19 protein-coding genes are annotated in these 19,319 nt (G+C 43.8%); 10 read left to right on the top strand and 9 right to left on the bottom strand.

Annotated features, from left to right (window positions below):
• The first annotated feature begins 1 nt into the window (after position 1).
• The 3 genes from RH96_RS10335 to RH96_RS10325 all read left to right on the top strand — a co-directional run bounded on the left by RH96_RS10335 (position 2) and on the right by RH96_RS10325 (position 2,032).
• The gene (locus tag RH96_RS10335) at positions 2 to 577 is read left to right on the top strand and encodes an isochorismatase family protein (protein WP_010200667.1); all 576 of its coding nucleotides are present in this window, start codon (positions 2 to 4) and stop codon (positions 575 to 577) included.
• 128 nt (positions 578 to 705) lie between these two features.
• Positions 706 to 1,335 (top strand): HD domain-containing protein, encoded by a 630-nt coding sequence (locus tag RH96_RS10330; RefSeq protein WP_010200665.1) that lies wholly within the window; start codon positions 706 to 708, stop codon positions 1,333 to 1,335.
• A gap of 91 nt (positions 1,336 to 1,426) precedes the next feature.
• Positions 1,427 to 2,032 (top strand): DUF1287 domain-containing protein, encoded by a 606-nt coding sequence (locus RH96_RS10325; RefSeq protein WP_010200664.1) that lies wholly within the window; start codon positions 1,427 to 1,429, stop codon positions 2,030 to 2,032.
• A gap of 147 nt (positions 2,033 to 2,179) precedes the next feature.
• On the opposite strand, the gene asd is transcribed toward RH96_RS10325, so the two are convergent.
• Positions 2,180 to 3,022, bottom strand: a complete 843-nt coding sequence (gene asd / locus RH96_RS10320) for an archaetidylserine decarboxylase (protein ID WP_010200662.1) — start codon at positions 3,020 to 3,022, stop codon at positions 2,180 to 2,182.
• 116 nt (positions 3,023 to 3,138) lie between these two features.
• Between asd and dtd the strand changes: the two genes are divergently transcribed.
• The 3 genes from dtd (at position 3,139) to phoR (ending at position 5,591) form a co-directional block, all read left to right on the top strand.
• Positions 3,139 to 3,591 carry a D-aminoacyl-tRNA deacylase gene (dtd, locus tag RH96_RS10315; protein ID WP_010200660.1) on the top strand — a complete coding sequence of 151 codons (453 nt, stop codon included), beginning with the start codon at positions 3,139 to 3,141 and terminating at the stop codon, positions 3,589 to 3,591.
• Between the two features lie 144 nt (positions 3,592 to 3,735).
• Positions 3,736 to 4,440 carry a phosphate regulon transcriptional regulator PhoB gene (gene phoB / locus RH96_RS10310; RefSeq protein ID WP_010200659.1) on the top strand — a complete coding sequence of 235 codons (705 nt, stop codon included), beginning with the start codon at positions 3,736 to 3,738 and terminating at the stop codon, positions 4,438 to 4,440.
• Positions 4,441 to 4,502: 62 nt separating this feature from the next.
• Positions 4,503 to 5,591 carry a phosphate regulon sensor histidine kinase PhoR gene (gene phoR / locus RH96_RS10305; protein WP_051000744.1) on the top strand — a complete coding sequence of 363 codons (1,089 nt, stop codon included), beginning with the start codon at positions 4,503 to 4,505 and terminating at the stop codon, positions 5,589 to 5,591.
• Here the strand turns inward: phoR and RH96_RS10300 are convergent.
• Positions 5,588 to 6,178 carry a M23 family metallopeptidase gene (locus RH96_RS10300; RefSeq protein ID WP_010200652.1) on the bottom strand — a complete coding sequence of 197 codons (591 nt, stop codon included), beginning with the start codon at positions 6,176 to 6,178 and terminating at the stop codon, positions 5,588 to 5,590. The genes phoR and RH96_RS10300 overlap by 4 nt on opposite strands.
• Before the next feature lie 180 nt (positions 6,179 to 6,358).
• Between RH96_RS10300 and RH96_RS10295 the strand changes: the two genes are divergently transcribed.
• The gene (locus tag RH96_RS10295) at positions 6,359 to 7,081 is read left to right on the top strand and encodes a putative quorum-sensing-regulated virulence factor (RefSeq protein ID WP_010200651.1); all 723 of its coding nucleotides are present in this window, start codon (positions 6,359 to 6,361) and stop codon (positions 7,079 to 7,081) included.
• 55 nt (positions 7,082 to 7,136) lie between these two features.
• Here RH96_RS10295 and RH96_RS10290 read toward each other — a convergent pair whose 3' ends face one another.
• Positions 7,137 to 8,090, bottom strand: a complete 954-nt coding sequence (locus RH96_RS10290) for an alpha/beta fold hydrolase (RefSeq protein WP_010200650.1) — start codon at positions 8,088 to 8,090, stop codon at positions 7,137 to 7,139.
• A gap of 504 nt (positions 8,091 to 8,594) precedes the next feature.
• On the opposite strand from RH96_RS10290, the gene RH96_RS10285 reads away from it, so the two are divergent.
• Entirely contained in the window at positions 8,595 to 9,272 is a 678-nt protein-coding gene (locus tag RH96_RS10285) for a TIGR00730 family Rossman fold protein (protein WP_010200649.1), read from the top strand.
• Between the two features lie 155 nt (positions 9,273 to 9,427).
• On the opposite strand, the gene RH96_RS10280 is transcribed toward RH96_RS10285, so the two are convergent.
• Complete coding sequence (locus RH96_RS10280; RefSeq protein WP_010200646.1) at positions 9,428 to 11,095, bottom strand: FAD-dependent oxidoreductase; 1,668 nt, start codon at positions 11,093 to 11,095, stop codon at positions 9,428 to 9,430.
• Between the two features lie 699 nt (positions 11,096 to 11,794).
• Here RH96_RS10280 and RH96_RS10275 point away from each other — a divergent pair.
• On the top strand, positions 11,795 to 12,229 hold the full coding sequence (locus tag RH96_RS10275; protein WP_010200644.1) for a hypothetical protein: 435 nt from the start codon (positions 11,795 to 11,797) through the stop codon (positions 12,227 to 12,229).
• A gap of 84 nt (positions 12,230 to 12,313) precedes the next feature.
• Here the strand turns inward: RH96_RS10275 and RH96_RS10270 are convergent, their stop codons facing one another.
• Positions 12,314 to 12,919 carry a YceI family protein gene (locus RH96_RS10270; RefSeq protein ID WP_010200642.1) on the bottom strand — a complete coding sequence of 202 codons (606 nt, stop codon included), beginning with the start codon at positions 12,917 to 12,919 and terminating at the stop codon, positions 12,314 to 12,316.
• A gap of 790 nt (positions 12,920 to 13,709) precedes the next feature.
• On the opposite strand from RH96_RS10270, the gene RH96_RS10265 reads away from it, so the two are divergent.
• The gene (locus RH96_RS10265; protein ID WP_010200640.1) at positions 13,710 to 14,009 is read left to right on the top strand and encodes a type B 50S ribosomal protein L31; all 300 of its coding nucleotides are present in this window, start codon (positions 13,710 to 13,712) and stop codon (positions 14,007 to 14,009) included.
• A gap of 179 nt (positions 14,010 to 14,188) precedes the next feature.
• Here RH96_RS10265 and RH96_RS10260 read toward each other — a convergent pair whose 3' ends face one another.
• The 4 genes from RH96_RS10260 to RH96_RS10245 form a co-directional block, all read right to left on the bottom strand.
• Positions 14,189 to 15,052: an SGNH/GDSL hydrolase family protein gene (locus RH96_RS10260; protein WP_010200638.1), complete on the bottom strand. Its 864-nt coding sequence runs from the start codon at positions 15,050 to 15,052 to the stop codon at positions 14,189 to 14,191.
• A 4-nt stretch (positions 15,053 to 15,056) separates the two neighbouring features.
• Positions 15,057 to 16,454, bottom strand: a complete 1,398-nt coding sequence (locus RH96_RS10255; protein ID WP_010200637.1) for a nicotinate phosphoribosyltransferase — start codon at positions 16,452 to 16,454, stop codon at positions 15,057 to 15,059.
• Between the two features lie 299 nt (positions 16,455 to 16,753).
• Positions 16,754 to 17,821 (bottom strand): bifunctional nicotinamide-nucleotide adenylyltransferase/Nudix hydroxylase, encoded by a 1,068-nt coding sequence (locus RH96_RS10250; protein ID WP_010200636.1) that lies wholly within the window; start codon positions 17,819 to 17,821, stop codon positions 16,754 to 16,756.
• A gap of 112 nt (positions 17,822 to 17,933) precedes the next feature.
• Positions 17,934 to 18,935, bottom strand: coding sequence for an alpha/beta fold hydrolase (locus RH96_RS10245; RefSeq protein ID WP_010200635.1), 1,002 nt, complete (start codon positions 18,933 to 18,935; stop codon positions 17,934 to 17,936).
• Between the last annotated feature and the right edge of the window lie 384 nt (positions 18,936 to 19,319).

Here is a 19,319-nt window from a genome sequence, read left to right as displayed (position 1 = left end):
CATGTCTACTATGATTACTGATCGTACCTATCGAATCGCTCGCGAAAATACCCAAGCGATGATAATCGATGTTCAAGAACGCTTAACGCCGCATATTTATGACCATGAAAATATCGTCAAAAAAACAGTCACTTTGATCAAAGGTCTACAAGCCCTCAACATCCCAATTATGCTCAACGAGCAGTACAAAAAAGGTTTGGGCGATACGCTACCTGAGATACGTGAAGTATTAGAAGGCGACAATGCCAAAAGCTTTGAAAAGGTTACCTTTAGCGCTTGTGATAATAATGATTCATGGCATTATCTAGCGCAGCAAAATCGAAGCATTGTCCTATTATTTGGTGTCGAAGCCCATGTTTGCGTCATGCAAACTGCGCTGGATTTATTGGATAATGGGATGCAGCCTGTGATCATTGGTGATGCCGTAGGTTCTCGTTTTCCATATGACAAAAAGCAAGCCATTCGCCGTATTCGACGCGCTGGCGGCGTGATTACGACAGTAGAATCCATTCTGTTTGAATTATGCCGCAGTAGCCAAGACCCTGCCTTTAAGGCTATTAGCAATTTGATTAAGTAGCGGATGCGATAAAGGGTCGAGAATGAGCGACAAACTCTTAGCGTTGTTGTTTCAATTATTGTAAATTATTTTCGTGAAAACAGCGCTTGATAAGACAGGCGCTGTATTGCATTTAACCAGAGAGAAATATGTCCTCAAACACGCCTATAAAACTGACCAATCCAGCGCGTGACGCAAATATTAAGATAGATGACGTCACGCATTTCTTATTAGAGCTTGATGCCCTAAAACGTGTCAATCGGCGCAGCTATGTGACGGGAACGACTCGCTTGGAAAACTCTGCTGAGCACTCATGGCATTTAGCAATGGCATGCTGGTCAATCGCTGAATTGTTTGAGTTAGACGTCAATCATGAGAAATTGCTTAAGATGGCGCTGGTGCATGATTTGGGTGAGATTGATGCGGGCGATACTTTTTTATATGCTGATACCCGTCGTGATGCGCACTTCGAAGAGCGCGAGGGTATTGCTCGATTACAACGCGAACGCGGTAACGGTATTGCTGATTTAAGTGAGATCTGGGAAGAGCAGGAAACGGGTAATAGTAAAGAGGCTGATCTACTTAGAGTGGTTGATCGTTTGTTGCCATTTTTGCTTAATTTAAATACTGAGGGCAAAACGTGGATTGAGCTTGGTGTTACACGCTCGCAAGTGGCTGGCGCGCATGGATTTATCAAAGACAGCTTTCCTCCCATCCATGATTGGTTATCACAAAACATTGAATACGCGACCCAGCAAGGGTGGTTGGTTGATAAGTAAATTGATAGCGTCACCTTGTTACTGACTCGCAATGTTTGACGCTGTTTAAAACCTTTATATTGAATAGTGTCAATAATAACAGAGAGGTTCCATGCACTTATTTAAGAACTATAAAACATGGTGCAAATCGCTAGCCTTTATCAGCATGCTGGGACTAGCGCAAATGGCACAAGCGCTTGCTCCTATCAGTGATGGCGATAAATTGGCGCACGATGCTAAAAAACAGATCGGTGTCACGGTGAGTTATGATCCTACTTATCGTAAGCTGGACTTTCCGCGTGGCGATGTACCAATAGAGACTGGTGTCTGTACCGATGTGATTGTCCGTGCTTATCGTTTGCAAAATGTGGATTTGCAGCAATTGGTCAACCATGATATGAAATCAAATTGGTCGGGCTACCCAAAGATTTGGGGCTTAAAGTCAACGGACAAAAATATCGATCATCGACGCGTGCCTAACCTTGAAACGTTTTTTGCGCGTCATGGACAGACGTTATCTACGACTGATAAAAGCAGTTTTCAAGCGGGAGACGTTGTGTCATGGCGGCTGCCAAAGGGTAACTTGCCGCATATCGGTATCGTCTCAGATAAAGTAGCTGCTGATGGTACGCCGATGATTATTCATAATATCGGAAGTGGTACGCAGGAGGAAAACATCCTATTTGCTTATCCTATCCATAAGCATTTTCGATATTGATAAAGGCTTTTGCACAAGGTAGCCCAAAGTAGTAAAAACAAGCAATACAAAATAGAAGTAGTACAAACTAACAGCCATTAAAAAGCCCAGTTAAACGTCATTATCTACGTTTAACTGGGCTTTTCAGTATTATGAGTTTCTTACAAATCAAGCTTGCTGAGTTTTTGCTTCACCCAATAACTGTCCCATTTTTACCACGCTATTGGCTTTCATGCTGTCCTGCCAATCTGCTTTTGCGGCTTTTGGCAAAACGACAATCGCTGTTGAACCCAAATAAAAGCGTCCAAGCTCAGCGCCTTTCTCAAAGCTCATGTCATGATCTGCTTCTTGGATGTCCTCAGTGCGGCTGATTTTGCCAGTGGCGACGGTTTCGATACCAGCGACAATCATAGCGCCGACCATTACCACGGCAGCTTTGCCGTATTCTGTATCAAATAAACAGACCAAACGCTCATTGCGAGCAAATAAATCAGGCACGTTAGCGGCCGTGGTATTATTGACAGAGAACAGTGTGCCTGGCACATAGCGGGTCTTAGTTAATGTACCCGCAAATGGCATATGCACACGGTGGTAATTACTAGGCGCGAGATAAACAGTCGCAAAGCTACCATCAGCGAAGTAGCTACCATCTTCGCTGTCAGCAAGTAATTGGCCAACATCATAATGACGACCTTTAGCCTGTAGTAGTTTATGGTCTTCAATTTGACCTAGCTGCGAGATGATACCATCAGCAGGACTGACAATACCGTTAGCGCTGCTGTCGATAGTACGTGCATTTTCTTTGAGCTCACGGGTAAAAAAGTCATTAAAGCTCTCATAAGCATTAAAGCTCTGACGTTCATACTCACCTAAGCTGACGCCGTAAGCTTTGGCAAAGCCACGAATAAAGGCACGTTTGACGTACGGATGACGGCTGGCGGCTAGACGCCCAGCGACTTTACTCAGCTGCTGCTGCGGGACAAGCTGTTGTAAGGTGGTAAATACATTCATAATAAGGCTACCAAAATAGGATTGGAAATAAGAATAAAAATTAGGCAAGTTAATGGCTGTATTTTATCATGGACAGCACATTATTGTCTGAGCATAATCTGTTAAGGAATCAGTAAATGAAAGCACTTATACAACGAGTGAGCCATGCTAGCGTCGTCGTCGATCAGCATTGTATTGGCAAAATCGATCATGGGATATTGGCATATATTGGCTTGGGGCATGAAGATAGCCTGCAAACTGCCCAACGCATGATCGACAAAATCTTGGCCTATCGTATTTTTGAAAACAATGAAGATCCTGCCAAGGTCGGCAAACTGGATAAAAATGTGCAACAGGTCTGTGGCGGACTGTTGTTGGTGTCGCAATTTACCTTGATGGCAAAAACGGACAAGGGTCGTCGTCCTGACTTTGGTGGCGCGATGGCACCTGATACTGCTCAAGTGCTGTTTGCACAACTGGTTGATTATGCCAACACTCAGCATCACAATGTTGCCACTGGTCAGTTTGGCGCTGATATGCAAGTTGCCAGCGTCAATGATGGGCCCTTAAACTTTTTATTAGAAGTATAAAAATTATCTGTCATCAAGCTGTCATAATTAGTCCGTTTAATAAGTAGAAACGGGCGAGTGTTTATCGCCTCTTTCTGTATCTTAATTTTTTGAATGCTAACTTTTTGAACGCTGATATTTTGACTATAATAATAAGGTTGCCGTATGTACAATGAGCAAATTTTGATCGTCGAGGATGAGCCTGCGATTCGTGAAATGATTGTGATGACGTTAGAGATGGCTGGATTTGATAGCTTACAGGCTGCCGACGCATCAGAGGCGCATCAGCAAGTGGTTGATCACCGTCCGGCGCTCATATTATTGGATTGGATGCTGACCGGCGAAAAAAGCGGTATTGATTTTTGTCGTATGCTCAAAAACGACGATTTGCTCGCTGAGATACCGGTTATTATGCTAACCGCCAAAAGTGAGGAAGACAGTAAGGTCCATGGTCTTGATGCGGGGGCTGATGACTATATGACCAAGCCTTTTTCGACACGGGAATTAATCTCAAGAATCAAGGCAGTGCTACGTCGTAGTAGTACATTGAGCGCCGATAAGCCTATCGAAATCGGCAAGCTTAGCTTAGACCCCAAAAGCCAGCGCGTAACGGCGGCGGGCCAGCTCATTGATATCGGTCCGACAGAGTATCGGTTGTTAGCATTTTTTATGAGTCATCCAGAGCGTGCGTATACACGGACACAGCTGCTAGATCAGGTTTGGGGCGGCAATGTCTATATTGAAGATCGAACGATTGATGTGCATATTCGGCGTTTACGTAAATTACTACAGCCTTATGACTGTGCTACGCTGATACAAACGGTGCGCGGTACTGGGTATCGGTTTTCCAGCTTGATTGAATCCAATTAGACCAAGACAGAACAAGTTGTGGCAAGCGTAAAACAACGTAGAAGACAGTAGTAAGGATAACGATGACGATAATGCCGATAAAAAATGAGCAACAGGGTGAGCAAGAGCAGGTTGCCCAGCACAATACAACAAATCAACTCAAAAAAATCCGCAGTGCCTTACTAGCACTACGGGATGCGGTCATTTTGCTCAATGATGATGATGGTTTGGAATGGTGGAATCAGGCAGCGGAAGATTTATTGTTATTGCAGTCAAGCAATAAAGGTCAAAGCATTTTTGACTTTATTACCGTGCCTGAATTTCGCCAGTATTATCAGGCAATCACGCCACCGAGCGATGGTGTGCACATGGTGTCATGGCGAGATCCTAAACGTTATCTAAAGTGTGAACTGACGCCTTTCGGTGATGAAAAACTACTGATAATTTATGATGTGACCCGCTTGCAGCATTTGGAGCAAATGCGCCGTGACTTTGTCGCCAATGTCTCGCATGAGCTGCGTACGCCATTGACCGTGCTGATGGGCTATCTAGAAAATTTCTCCGATCAAGAGGATATGCCCCCGCAGTGGCGGCGTGGCTTTGAGCTGATGACCCAGCAGACTGCTCGTATGAATAGAATTGTAAATGACTTATTGCTGTTGTCTCGCATCGAAATAGAAGAGACGCATGAGCTAAATGATATTGATATGACCAAGTTACTGACGCATATCTATGATGATGCGCAGGCGTATAACCAAGAATATGGTCATACTATTCATTTGCAGATAGACACTTACGATGGACTGTATGGCTCAGAGATGTACTTAACGAGCGCCTTATCCAATTTAGTGATTAATGCTATCAAATACACGCCAAAAGGTGGCAACATCGCTATCAGCTGGACAAAAACATCGGAAGGCTGCCGCTTTGCCGTCGAAGATGATGGTCTCGGTATCGCGCCCCAACATATCGAGCGCTTGACGGAACGCTTTTATCGCATCGATAGCGGACGCAGCCGTGCTACGGGTGGTACAGGCTTAGGGTTGGCAATTGTAAAACATGTCTTATATCAACATGAGGCGCAACTAACCATAGAGTCGGTAGAAGGGAAAGGCTCGACCTTTAGTGCCGTATTTCCAAGCGCTTATGTACGTTCTGCCCATGCGCCTTAATCTTTTTGTAAAAGTGGGTAGGGGTTCACTGCGCTGCCATTGATATAAATACCATAATGAACATGGGTTGGCGTTCCTTTAGCATTACCGCTGTCGCCAACATAGCCAATGATATCACCAGCATTGACCCAGTCATTGGGCGCGATGTCGGCATAATCCTCTAGATGGGCGTAATAATGTCCTGCGCCGCCCGGTCCGACCACCACTACCACGCGTCCCCCTAATGTATTTTCGCCAACTTTGCTGACGATGCCTTGCGTCGTAGCTTGTACCGGTGTGCCCCGCGCTGCAAAAATATCAATGCCCTCATGAGAGCGCCCTTGGCTACGTGCTGCGCCCCAAGTGTCTGTCAGACGCTGATCTGGTAGTGGACTGGGTAGGCTGTTTTCTATCGGCAATGCTTGCTGCAATAAACTCAGTTGCTGCCATTTCGCCACGACAAACGACTGTGTCTGTTGGCTAATGCTGGGTAGTAGTTTATCAAATACAAATAACAGCGCTAGTAACACCGTTGCCCTTATTATTAGGCTTAGCAAACGGCTGAATAGTGTTGGCTTTGGTGGTTGATTATTGCCATCTGCTAGCATTGATGTCTCTTATATATCTGATGTAGTTTGAGTTAGTATTATAAAACCCCTATCTTCCAAGGTGTGTATAGCATTGTTATCTATGGTTTTTACCCCCATAAATACAAGTACAGTAAATAGAGTTTTATCTATTTATTGTTCCTATTCAGCCACGATGGTGCTATTGATGGTTAATTTTCTATGACTGATACTTTTAATCCTACTGACATTTCTGCCACGGCTGATACGGCGCTGGTTATCGATACCGAAACCGATCAAGGCCGTGACCCACGACCGATTCAGGTGGCGACGATTAATGTGGCCAGCGGATTTGAGTGGATGAAATATTTCAACAGTGGTCGCTCTATATCACCCGTTGTTATCAAGGTGCACGGTATTACGGATGAAGATGTGGTTGGGCTTGAGCGTTTTGATTTGGAGCAATTTGAATTGCCCAAATACTTAATTGGTCACAACGTACGTTTTGATTGGCGGGTAATTGGTAGCCCTTCTGCCAAGCTGATTTGTACCGTGAGGCTGGCGCGCGTGGCCTTCCCAGAATGGAGCAGCTACAGTCAATCTAAGTGTATCGAGCAATTATTGGGCAAGTCTGAGGCGAGCAGAATGACGATAGCCGCTCATGACGCGCTAGGTGATGCCCGTATGTGCTACTTACTTTATCAAGCTTGCTGTGAGCGTCTAGAGATTGCGCCGACGGATTTTGCGGCGGCACATGCTATCTCTAACAAAGCCAATCCCGTGAGCAAGATGCCCTTTGGTAAGCATAAAGGTAAGCTGATTAAAGACGTGCCCATCAACTATGTGAAATGGATGCTCGGTAACATCCATAACATGCAGCCGTCGCTTTATTCAGCATTGACGAAGCGTATTAAGGCAGCAGACGTAGAAAATGCAAAAGAGTAAAGCGCATTATCAGCTGTTCTATTTTTGTTCATGCTCGAAGCTGTAGTTTTGGAAGTTATTGTTGCTGATTTAACCAATCTACCGCCATTTGCCATAACTCAGGTGCCTTGGCATTGGTTCGACCACTAAAATAACGCATATGACCGATGCTGCTTAAGCCAAAATCTTTCGGCTCAAAAAAGCGTTTTTCGACCGGCATCTTTGTATAGACGCGAATCATGTCGTCGATGTTTTTGCTATTCGCGATTTCGTCATCGCTAAAGCCTAACCACAGTGCTGGCATGCAAATGTCATCATAAAAATGCGTGTGAATACTTTTCCCAAACGCAGTCTTTATATAACCTGAGCCATTGCACCATTCGCGCCAATGACGAGCCACGCCGCGTGGTAGCGGCTCACCCATGCCGATTTTATCTGATGGGGTATAGCCAAGCGCAAAGTTAGTGACAGGAATGAATGCATCCATAAAACCTATCGCTTTAATTTTATATGGCATGTCCATGTTTTTGATACAACCTGACGAGCAAGCGACATTGAACACCGAGGCGATAGCGTTATAATTGCGCATCAGACCAATCAGCTGACCGCCTGCGCTATGACCGATGAGATGGTAAGACGCATCAGGAAATTCATCTTGCAACGCATCGAGGACGGCTGGCATATCATGACGACCCCAACTTATCAGTGAGGCATCACATTTGGCCAAATCGGTTGCTAGTGACTCGCCGATACCTTCGTTGTCAAAGGTCAGTACACCGAAGCCCTGCGCTGCTAAATGGCTCGCAAAGTTATGATAAAACTGACGCTTGATACCAGTGGCAGGCGCTATCATGACGGCGGCTTTGACCGCTTCTGTAGGACGATAAACCGTTGCGGCCAACGCTTGATTACGCTCAGTCATGATGCTTAGTGAGTAGCTGCCGTTATCGTCGTTGCTTTCATGATCATTATTAGCGTCGATTGTGTCACCTTGTGGTGCTACAGAAGATGGCGCATGATTATTATGCATAAAAATACCTTGATGAGTTTTGTCGTTTTTATTAAGGATGATAAGTATTGACCTGCAACGTTTTATAGCAAGTCAGTGCTAAAAAATGTAGTCATTGCGTAGCGATAAATCGTTGCTACCGCGTGATAGCACGGCTTATGTTAAGATAAACGCTAGCAAATAGCAGGATAATGAGCGCTATTTTATTTTCTCTGTGAGCAACCAGATTTATGCTATTTCTACTGACCACTTATAAAAACAAATATAAAAATCACAAATAGGTGTGAGTTTGACGGATGCTTATTATGCGTAATTAATAGACTGCTGACAACACCTTAGACCTTATGAGAGCGCCTCATCATAAGCTCTTATCAGCAAAGCGTAAAAAGAGTAAAAGGTGGCAGCACTACAGAATACAGCGAGTTAACGTTAGTGATAAACGTCATATTGTGTCATTCTAACAAACGATAAACCCCTTTACCGAACCATTCAATACAATAATCTAAGCAAACTTAGGAGCGTTATATGCAAATGAAAATTAATAATGAAAATTATGAAGTTATTACCAGCCAAGATATCACTCATATCGAAAAAGCCGTGGATAAATCAACATTAGCGATGCCGCTGGTGGCTGTTTATTGTGGGTCACGACTGGGTAATAGTGAGGTTTATGAGCAAGCAGCCCGTGAGCTTGGTCGTGCTCTAGCAGAAAATGGGTTGGGTTTGGTTTATGGCGGTGCCAGTATTGGTCTAATGGGTGCAGTGGCTGACGACGTTATCAAAGGCGGCGCGCAAGCTGTTGGTGTGATTCCTACCTTTATGCTCAAACACGAAATCGCCCATGAGGGTCTGACTCGTCTGCATCTGACCGATACCATGCACACGCGTAAGACTGTCATGGCAGAGTACGCCGATGCTTTTATTACCTTACCCGGTGGTCTTGGTACACTCGAAGAGATTATGGAAATCGCCACATGGCGTCAGCTGTATCAACATGAAAAGCCGATGATTATTCTGAATATTAATGGCTTTTATGATCGCATGATTGAGCACTTAAAATATACCACGGAACAAGGCTTTATGAAGCAGCAAGATCTTGAGCGTTTGGTGGTTTGTAATACCATCGCTGAAGCGATTGATTTGTTACGGACAATCGTGACGATAGATGATGCGGTCGATACTGAAAAAATGGCGGGCAACTAAATATAGGTAGATCAGAATATAAGCTGTTAAATGGTCTCATTGTATATAAGAAAAAAGGAGGTCGTCGCTAGTGATTAGCGACGACCTCCTTTTTCTATACTCTTTAGCGTTGGTTTCTACCAGATTTATCGAACGTATTAACAGACGGCAAACGCCTAAGGCTGAGCTGGTGTTAAATTCTCTAACGCCATTTCGCGAATGCTATGATTGACATCAGCCATCGCCGCTGGGAAACCACGATCTTCGGCCAAGACGCGTGCCACTTTATCAATCGTTAAGCGGTCATTATGGGCCAAGTATGACCATTCATGCGCATGGCGACTACGATTTTCTGCTGTGTCATTGTCTATTAAGCCAAGAGTCGTCAATTCATTAACGATTTGATCAGCAGCGATTAAGGTGGACGACGCTTTGACATTCTCTGCGCGGGCGTAGCGTATATTAGAGTATAAACTCACATCTGCTACCCGTAAGGTATCGTCCTGACCCGGAATTTGCTGCCCGCCGTACAAGGCATTACCGACAGTGCGCGCACTGTTAAAGGTAGGCACAAACTCTGCTACGTACTCAATTGCTTGCTGGCTACGGGCTTGTAGCGGTGCTTTGTCCCAGCCATCTTCGATATAATGTACATACTGAGGCGGTAATTGAGGTTGTGCACTGGCTTTATCAGAAGCGACCAAGCCATCAGTAAATAAGGTGATGGCTTTACTCATACCGTGGATTTGAAAGTAACCGCCTGGATAAGGGGTTAGCTGCGCCATACCCTCTGGCGTACCGCGACTGCCATACACGATAATCTCGGGTATTTGTCCACCAGCGTCACCCCAGTGCGTGATATAAGAAGATTTGAACTCAACCATACGCTCGACTTTGACACCGACCATATCGTCGATAACACCAGTGCGAAAACCACAAGCATTGACCAAGTAATCGACTTCGATAGACTCAGGTTGAGACTGGCTCGCTTGCTGGTAATCGACGCGCCATTTTGTGACATGGTGATCAGCATTGGTACAGTTCTCACAATCCACCGGCATGACTTGCTTAATTTCCGTATTGGTAAAGACGTGCGCATGCTCATAGCCTTCTAAGGCGAGTTGAGCAGAAGCAGCTAGGCGAAAAATATTCCAGCCATACTCTTGCACGACGATAAGCGGAAACTTCACTTTATTTAAGTCCAGATATTTGGCAACCGGTATCATCCATTCGTCAACCGTGCTCGGTATCGCAACTTGCTCACGTTCAGACAGCGCAATCAGTTGCTCATGACTATAGAGCTGATAGTAGCTTTCCGGTTCGCCCAGTACTTTGTTATTGCTGTCTTGTGCGATGAGCTCGCGATAAGCATCCGTCAAGATATCGAGACGCGGGAGCAAGTCTTCGGGCAAGCCTTCGTCGCGCGTTGGGACAGCAAATACGGTTGGACGTACATCGATGGTATAAGGATAAAGGCGCAGAATATCGATACATTGTTTAAGCAAAGCAACGCAGTCTTCGTCAGGGATTTCACGGTATAGATTACCACCCGCGTGCAAATGGCACATTGGTGGACCATCGATAAGCGATTTTTTCTTTTCAAAGACGTAGGTCTCAAGCCCTAATGCAGCGAGGCGAATAGCAATCGTTGCCCCTGCAGTACCGCCGCCTAGAATGCCGACGCGTTTTTTAGATAGCTCGTCCTTTGTGGCAGCCGCTGCTGTATCAAGTTTAGTCTCTAAAAATTCGATATCTTTGAGATCAATATCTTGAGCATCAGTATTCTGCGATTCAGCATCGTGCAGGATGGATTGAGAGGCGTTTTTGCTAAAATTATAGGTCATTGTCGTTGTTATATCCTTGATAGCATCAGCGTCGGGACATGCTCTGCTTATTCATATAATTGTTTGGGCATGTAAGTTTCTGATCATGTCAGTATCTTGAATCTTGTTGTAACTATTGATATGCGTGCGGATACAGTCAAGTTCAACATTCATATGAGACCGCTATAGTCATACTTTTGATTATATGGCTCTTCTCATATACTACTTATCATTTATAGCGCTATTTTACGAAAACCTACTGTGTATATGATGGCAAATACGTAAGTAGATGCATTAGTTTTGTCAACAACTTGCCATGGACTGTCTTGACCATGAAAAACAAAAATAGAAATGAGACGCTTAGCATCATTTAAGTATCATCACTCTTTTGAACGTCCATCAATATGAAATACCTTTGCTCATAAGATTCACGTCATGGTTTACTAATTTGTAATATTCGCAGGTTTTTGTAAGTTTATATTTTGACAAAAACGACCGTTTTATAGCATATGCTATAGTAAAACGACTTGAAATCCTCTGTGAGAGTAAAGCGTATGAAAGTAAAGCAACTGTCTGAGCGTATGACTTAACTATCGCACAAATCAGCAGATTGCAATATTGATAATTAATGAACACCATGTTCAATAAAAATTCAGTTCAATAAAAATTTAGATTAATGAGATGTTTTTTTTAAATACTTTTAAATACAAGGAAGTGATTATGAAACGTATTCTGATGTTATCTGCTCTAGCCAGTGTGTTGACCGTAACGGGTTGTTCGACGCTAAACAATGTGTTTGGCAACGACGACTCAGGCATGCATGACGTACAAGCTACCATGAGCAATAAAGCGCCCGTTGCCAGTATGAATGGGATGTTAGTGGATGCCACCAACAAAATGACGCTATATACCTTTGACAAAGACTCCATGAACAAATCAGAGTGTGGCTCGGCATGTCTATTAGCTTGGCCGGCTTTTATGGCTCCTAGCAATGCCCAAGCTTCTGGTCAGTTTGCCGCTTTCCAACGGGAAGACGGTAAATATCAATGGGCTGTCAATGGTAAGCCTTTATACTTTTATGCCAATGATACAAAAGTTGGCGATACCGACGGCGATAACAAGCTTGGCGTTTGGCACATTGTTAAAACTAAATAAAACAAGTAGGTTTCAAGTCGAAAAAAAGCAGCCATCATAGTGGCTGCTTTTTTAGGTAAAGGTTTTTTAAAAAATATTTCAGCGCTATTTTGTTGTTTTCTGTACCAATTCACCATCGATTTGAATGGGAACATCGGTAGTAATGCCAGCAGCAAACGCTGTCATACCATAGGCTGCGCGATCAATGATGCCGGTAGCACGAAAACCAATGACTGGCTCTTTCGTAAGAGGGCTGTTGGCGATTTTATTTAACGTTACATCTAGTGTGAGGGGCTTGGTTTGGCCAAGCATTGTGAAATCACCCGTTACTTTGGCTTGTTGTGGGTTGCTAAAAGTGACTTGGGTAGATTTAAAAGTCATCGCTGGGTATTTAGCCACATTAAAAAACTCATCCGTTCTTAGATGCTTATCACGGGCATCCCAATTGGTATCGATACTATCGGTTGCAATTGTAAAGCTCATATTGGTTTTGCTAGGGGCTTTGATATCGTAATTGACCACACCTTGCACATCATTAAAGCGACCCATGGTCGTTGAAAACCCTAAGTGATTGACAGAAAAACCAACACGGGTATGTGAGTCATCTAATTGCCATTGGCTAGGTAATGCCGCGCTTGCCATGGTAGTGACCGCAAGTGCTGAGCTGATGAGTAGGGCTTTCGTGGTAGTTTTTAGGGCAGTATTTATCATTGTTTATTATCCTTATTTAGTGACTGTTAATGAGGAGTACTTCATTTAATAACCGTTAATTTAACGATGATTAATTTACGAGTATTAAATGGTCACTGAGGTGACGTTTGTCATAATAGCAGTAAGTATTTATAAAAGCAGGCTATGGGCAACACGGCTAATATTTTATGAATCTTAATACTAAAAACTCAATACTAGGGCGTGTCCTCAATTCAATTGATCATATCTAAACGGGCTAAAAATGGCTAAATTTTGCCAAGCATCGTTAAATAGCTGGTTAATATCCCGATATTATCTGCGCTATTTTCCTCGTTTGACTGCAATTTATCTCATTTTTATCACCATTTTTAAAATGAGAACACGGCCTAAAAAGCAGGTATTATTTAAATAATCTACAAATTTCATCGTTATTAAGTGGTTTATCTAATCAAATATTATAATAGCATAGAATGCTTATCTCAATAACATTGTCGGTTTGCTGGTGCTTTATCATCTATGATGATCGCAACTGCTGCTTGCATCAAACACCAAAAACCGTTAAAATCGCGGTTTAATTTTCCCGCTGGGGAAGGCTAGGTAAGCAGAGGTATGGTGTTGGGTGCTGGAATAAGCCAGTGACGCAGCTGCCAGCCTTGCAAATGTCCTTAGTGCCTCAGTTACGTATGCTCAGTTTTATAAGTGCTTTTTTATGAGAGCTTCTTTATAAGAACTTTTTTATAAGAGTTTCTTTATAAAGGCTTCGACACATTGTCAATAAAACTGTAAATACATCGGACATAGAGAGTTTATTATGCGTAAAGATATCCATCCTGATTACCAAGAAGTTTTGTTCCACGACACTAACGCTGACGTGTTCTTTTTGACTCGTTCAACGGCTAAAACCAAAGCCACTCGTGAATACGAAGGTAAAGAATACCCATACTACCCACTTGATATCTCAAGTGCGTCGCATCCATTCTATACTGGTGAGCAACGTAAAACTTCTACCGAAGGTCGTGTTGCTAGCTTTAACAAACGCTTTGGTGCGTTTGGTGGTCGTAACAAGAAAGCTGCTGATTCTACTGAACAAGCTGCTGATTCTGCTGAATAAGTTACGCTTACCGCGTCAATTTATTTTGCTAAGCCATAAAAAACCGCTGATTATTCAGCGGTTTTTTTTGTTTAAAATTCAACGTTAAGTTTTAGGTTATTAAATCTTGAGCTGTCATTTTTCAAGCTGTCATTTTTCAAGATATTAGTTTTGAGATATCAGCTTTGAGATACTAGCTTTTAGAAAGCAGGGCGGCTCAATTTGGCAGCTGATGAATTAAGCAACTTGACAATGAGCTCTGCCAACTGCTGCGCCCAGTAGCCATACATTAAACTACTAGGGTGGAAGCCATCACTGGCAAACATCACCTTAATATCAATTGGCATGCCCTTAGAGTGCTCTTCTATCATCCGTGGAAAATCAGTGGCCATATAAGTGACACCCTCATTACTTGCACATACTTGTTGTAATGTTGCATCAAGCATTGAAGCTTTAGCACCGACGAAGTTATTCAAAGGAGCAGGTATCGCAGGCATTTGCGCCATGGGCGGCAGACTCAAAAAAATCAATTGCCGTACGCCAAATTTACGCTGAGCGATCGCAACAATATCTTCGATTTGCTGCTGCCATTTACCCACAGAGACGTTCGAGGTGGTGTCATTGACGCCAACACTCAGCACCATTACATCGATGGGGTGGCTAGGCGCGGGCAGAACATACAGCCTGCGCAAGATATCAAAGCTGGTATGTCCGGTGGTCGCTTGCAACGACCAGACCAAGTTAGCAAATTGAGTATTAATCACGGATTGCTGCGCTAAGATAGGCATCAACTTACCAACGAGTGCTTCATGCTGTGTCTGACTACCAACACCCGCTGCTGCTGAATCGCCAACGATCATGAGGTTTAGCGTTTGCTTGGTCTCATTTTTTGCATTATTAGCAATGGTATCAGTCGGTTTACCTAATTGAATATGTCCGTGTCGCTCTCCGTTTGGCTCAGGCAAGCGCACCGTATCACGCTTGATTTTGCGACCTTGATAAAGATAAACAGGGGCGAGTAGGACGTCGCGTGCAACCGACGCCATTTTATGGCTATTTATCATATTACTACCATCCTGCACGCTCCCGAATTGTAGTGAGGCTGTCTTCGACGAGTAATTTGCCATCGACATACACGTCACGTAACAGGTTGTCTGCATCAGCAGGTAGATCATCCGCTTTGATGGTTGTTGGCTGTCCTTTGCTGTCTTCGACCAACGCCAAGCGACCTTTTTTTGAGCGTTTTGAGCGGCTAGTGATAGGGTCTTTATAAATGTCTTTCCATGCGCCATCAATAGAGATGGCACTGGCTTTCATCGCCCAGCTCATGGTATCGCGATTGACTTGTTGCAGTAATCCACCACCCATACCAAAGGTCACGTTTTCAGCGCTAAATCCTGCCTTCATGACCACGTCGATAATTTTGTTCAAGCTTTGCGGACTAATGCCATCCCCTTGGATGACACGTACATAATCTGGCAAAACTTTGTAGCCTTTGCTATTAATTGTCGTACCAAACTTCACTGCCAAGCGCTCCAGTGCTTCGCGGACTACTTTAGCAGGCTCACCACTATCAGGTCTGATGACTAAAGTACCGCCCATGTTTTTCACGTCGTCCTTCAAGCTGCCACCCCAAATATTGTCAATGGCGTTCCATAAGTCATAGCTGTCAGAGACCACTGAAAAACTCTTACCCGCCCCACCAAACTGCTCAATCATATTGGCAAAAGCAGCAGTTTCGCCATCACGACCCCATGCAGTCATGGTGCTATGCTCAGCGGCAGGGATAGAAAAGGCAGGCATGTCTTTATCCATTTGATACCAGCGACTGGCAGCCACCAAAGCGGTCATGGAATCTGTACCGGCAAAATTTACCAAATGAGCAAGACTACCAAGTGCCACGGACTCCTGACTAGACGCACCACGCGAACCAAAGTCATGCAAGCGAAAGGTTAATGATTCAGTATTGTCCGCTGATTTTTCTAGCGCTTGACGAATGATGCCTTTGCAATAGTGCGAGACACTAGCAACGGTCGACGGATACCAGATAGCACGGAGTAATGCCGTTTCGATATAACTTGGTAGCCAATAGAATTCTGGGTCAGTATTGATAATCTGACAGACCACATTGGATACTGGAACGATACTGCCTTCAGGTATGGCTTCGATACGTAGTGGCAAATAGCCGCCATGTTTATCAACTAAGCGCTCCCACCCTGCACGATTAAAGGTCAAGCCATGCGCTTGAATGAGTATTTCGGCTTCATCAATATCTTGGTAGGTAATAGGGGTACTCAGGTATTCTTTGATAAAGGCTTGCAGCCCAAAAAATACCACATCGTAATCGCCTTTACGCGCTTCAATATAGCTGGATAGATACTCACTACCTTTGGGATATTGCACCCAATGTGAGGTTTTATAGCTGTCGCTATTTAAGATTAAATTATTTAAATTGCTGGTATACATCACAGAACTCCTCTGCTTTGAGTGAAATGGACGACTCGCATCATTGTTGAGCCTTAAATGGACTAAAAGTGTTTTATGTACATTAGCATCAATTTATTGCTCAACAGTCTAACGGTTCATCCATTGACAGCATCTAGTAAGGATAACTAAATGCTGCTTAGTAACCCTTGCCGTCTATCGGCTTGGGCGGTGAAAATATAAGTGGCACTGATAAAACCAAACTTATAAGATAAATTATATAGAGTGTCATTGATTGAAAATGAGTCATTAATACAATAAACAGTCAATGACACAACGTCTTACAAACCTACCATTTTAGTAATAATCGCATAGTGATCTTCGAACATCATGGTGGCATCCAACTCGGCAAGCGGTAACCAAAACGCTTTGGCCGCGTCATCACCGCCTTTTACTTTGGGCAGACCTTTTGGATCGTTTTTTAGCTGAAAGTAAAAGGCTTGGGTAATCGTGCGACCACGCGCTGAGCGGTAAGGGTCGTCAAAGGTATGCTGACTATGACAAGAGCCACGTAATACTGGCTCTGGGACTTTAAGGCGCGTCTCTTCGCGTAGCTCACGGATACAGGCATCAAAGAGGGTCTCTTTTGGATTCAAAAAACCACCGGGCAGTGCCCATAGTCCGCGCCCTGGCATGCTGCGACGTTCTACCAATAGAATATGACCCGACTGGACGACCAAGGCATCAGCGGTCATAAAGGTAGGTGGATAAGGCGCAGACTCCCACTGTCTTTTATACTTATCAACGAAGTCAGCTTCTTCATGTAACTGTTGATAATCCTCGGTTTTTTTGAAGTCATTTAGGACGTTGCGGGTCGACTCAGGGGTGCGCTCAGGCGTTGGTGTGGCACCCATGAGATAGCTGTCCCGAATAGGGGTCGCCGATAGATTGTGATAATTAGGTACAGAGACCGACGCCCAGTTGGGGAATAGCGATAAATAATACGATGAGCTGTCTTTTGAATGACCAATGAGACCAATATCGGTCTGCAAGTCGCCAGTGACCGACTTTACACCTGCTTGCACGTATTGCAGCCAGCGTGTGTCATTGTAAAGCGCATCATCGAGTCCAACGCAGTGAATACGCGCGGCATCTGCTGTTGAATACGCGTCTTTAATCATCGCAGCGCGCTCAGCAACGCTAAAGGGGTTGCGTAAGCTACGTGGTAAGTTGGCAGAGCCGATGAGCATGATGACATTGTCGGCGCGCTTCAATGCTTCATCCACGACCGCTTTGTGCCCGCAATGAAACGGCTGAAAGCGCCCAATAAACACCAAATAACGATAGTGTTTTTTGTCCTGCTTATCTGGGTTTTGTGTATCTAGATTTTGCTCTGATAATCCACTCATAGACGCCACTTTCCTACGACTTATTTTTTATTGGTTAAAAATTGATGACGCTAATACTGACACAGCCTATGACTTTCTGACAAGTATAAAGATGTGTAGGGGTGTGTCATCGTTACCTTGCATGCTTCTCTATCCATGCTGTCACCGTTGGCCAAATCTCTGTAGCAGCATTACGGCTTATCATAATGCGGCTATGGGTATAATCATCCAAGTCTCCATGGTCAAGAGAATATTCTCGAAAGACGTTTTTTGGGTTAGCAAACTTATCAAAAAACAACTGACAGCCACGGGTTGGCGAAATAAAATGGTCACCTTTGGCACTGATCGCATAGATAGGCGTGGTAATCATTGACATGTGTTGTCGATAATCGAAGTGGCTGTTATGAGATGTAGTATGAGATGCAGCATTTTCAGATGCGATATTAGAGGGCATATTTTCATCAATTGTCGTTGTTTCAAATTTACTTTGTTGTATAAAGCTGCTTTTAAAGTCTTTGTTCAGGTTCCAGCCGTACCACTGGTTCATCGTATAATAGCTTTCGTTAAAAGGACCCATTTTAAGCTTCTTAGCTGGGATAAAGCCTAGTAGTCTCGTAAATACTTTGGCTGCGAGAATTTTAGTGTAGCTAATCGGGTTCGATACTGCGCCATAAACTTGACAGGCAAACATACTGATGCTGTTGATGTGGTCAATATACTGGGGGTTTTGGATTAAAAACATGGTTAGGCAGGCACCGCCGCCACTGTGGGTGACGCAGTGTAGATTATCCAGTGTTAACTCAGCAAACAAGTAACGAAAGGTGGCCTCAAAATCATAAGTTGCGACGGTTTCGAAGTTGAATTTATCTGTTGGTATCGAGCTCGCACCATGACCGCGCCATTCCATAATGTAGCAATGATGACCAAGCTGCGCCAGATAGTGGGCGATTCTTAAACAAGTTTGCTTGTCCGAAAATGTACCGTGGGTCAATAGGATGTTTTGCGCTTTTACCCTAGGCGCATTGGTGGTGAGGACATCAGTCTTCTTTTCATCTTTTGCAGTATCCACAATCTTCCAAACGGCTATTTGCTCACCATCTTTGGTGCTTACCAGTTTTAGGGTTTCTGTCATCATAAAGCGGTCTCGTCTAGATTGTTTTGTTATGGCATCGTTTATGACCTCATTTATTGTATGGTTAATACTGGGTAGCACGATATGTCTACTCGGCAACCCCTAATACACTTTCATCCTTGATAATCAATCAAGCAGCCTTAATATAAACAATAGCAGACGCGGTGTGGGTAATTAAATAATTTTGCGTAGCGTTATTAGCCGTAGGTATTATCTATATTAACGTCACCTATCTATCTTTTATATGTCACCATTAAAAAAACCAATAGTGGCTATTTATAACGGTCACGCTTTAATTCGCAGTAGCGCAGTCGGAATTATCGACTGAATGCGCTATAATAGTGGTTATAAAATCATCAAACCTTTATCAAGATTGCCGTTAGAGCA

Source organism: Psychrobacter sp. PAMC 21119 (assembly GCF_000247495.1).
In the GTDB taxonomy this organism is placed as follows: domain Bacteria; phylum Pseudomonadota; class Gammaproteobacteria; order Pseudomonadales; family Moraxellaceae; genus Psychrobacter; species Psychrobacter glaciei.
This window is presented reverse-complemented; position numbering and strand designations above follow the sequence as displayed.

Coding starts and splice junctions, on each gene's coding strand:
- RH96_RS10335 (WP_010200667.1), top strand. CDS start 2: ATGTCTACTATGATTACTGATCGTACCTATCGAATCGCTCGCGAAAAT.
- RH96_RS10330 (WP_010200665.1), top strand. CDS start 706: ATGTCCTCAAACACGCCTATAAAACTGACCAATCCAGCGCGTGACGCA.
- RH96_RS10325 (WP_010200664.1), top strand. CDS start 1,427: ATGCACTTATTTAAGAACTATAAAACATGGTGCAAATCGCTAGCCTTT.
- asd (WP_010200662.1), bottom strand. CDS start 3,022: ATGAATGTATTTACCACCTTACAACAGCTTGTCCCGCAGCAGCAGCTG.
- dtd (WP_010200660.1), top strand. CDS start 3,139: ATGAAAGCACTTATACAACGAGTGAGCCATGCTAGCGTCGTCGTCGAT.
- phoB (WP_010200659.1), top strand. CDS start 3,736: ATGTACAATGAGCAAATTTTGATCGTCGAGGATGAGCCTGCGATTCGT.
- phoR (WP_051000744.1), top strand. CDS start 4,503: ATGACGATAATGCCGATAAAAAATGAGCAACAGGGTGAGCAAGAGCAG.
- RH96_RS10300 (WP_010200652.1), bottom strand. CDS start 6,178: ATGCTAGCAGATGGCAATAATCAACCACCAAAGCCAACACTATTCAGC.
- RH96_RS10295 (WP_010200651.1), top strand. CDS start 6,359: ATGACTGATACTTTTAATCCTACTGACATTTCTGCCACGGCTGATACG.
- RH96_RS10290 (WP_010200650.1), bottom strand. CDS start 8,090: ATGCATAATAATCATGCGCCATCTTCTGTAGCACCACAAGGTGACACA.
- RH96_RS10285 (WP_010200649.1), top strand. CDS start 8,595: ATGCAAATGAAAATTAATAATGAAAATTATGAAGTTATTACCAGCCAA.
- RH96_RS10280 (WP_010200646.1), bottom strand. CDS start 11,095: ATGACCTATAATTTTAGCAAAAACGCCTCTCAATCCATCCTGCACGAT.
- RH96_RS10275 (WP_010200644.1), top strand. CDS start 11,795: ATGAAACGTATTCTGATGTTATCTGCTCTAGCCAGTGTGTTGACCGTA.
- RH96_RS10270 (WP_010200642.1), bottom strand. CDS start 12,919: ATGATAAATACTGCCCTAAAAACTACCACGAAAGCCCTACTCATCAGC.
- RH96_RS10265 (WP_010200640.1), top strand. CDS start 13,710: ATGCGTAAAGATATCCATCCTGATTACCAAGAAGTTTTGTTCCACGAC.
- RH96_RS10260 (WP_010200638.1), bottom strand. CDS start 15,052: ATGATAAATAGCCATAAAATGGCGTCGGTTGCACGCGACGTCCTACTC.
- RH96_RS10255 (WP_010200637.1), bottom strand. CDS start 16,454: ATGTATACCAGCAATTTAAATAATTTAATCTTAAATAGCGACAGCTAT.
- RH96_RS10250 (WP_010200636.1), bottom strand. CDS start 17,821: ATGAGTGGATTATCAGAGCAAAATCTAGATACACAAAACCCAGATAAG.
- RH96_RS10245 (WP_010200635.1), bottom strand. CDS start 18,935: ATGATGACAGAAACCCTAAAACTGGTAAGCACCAAAGATGGTGAGCAA.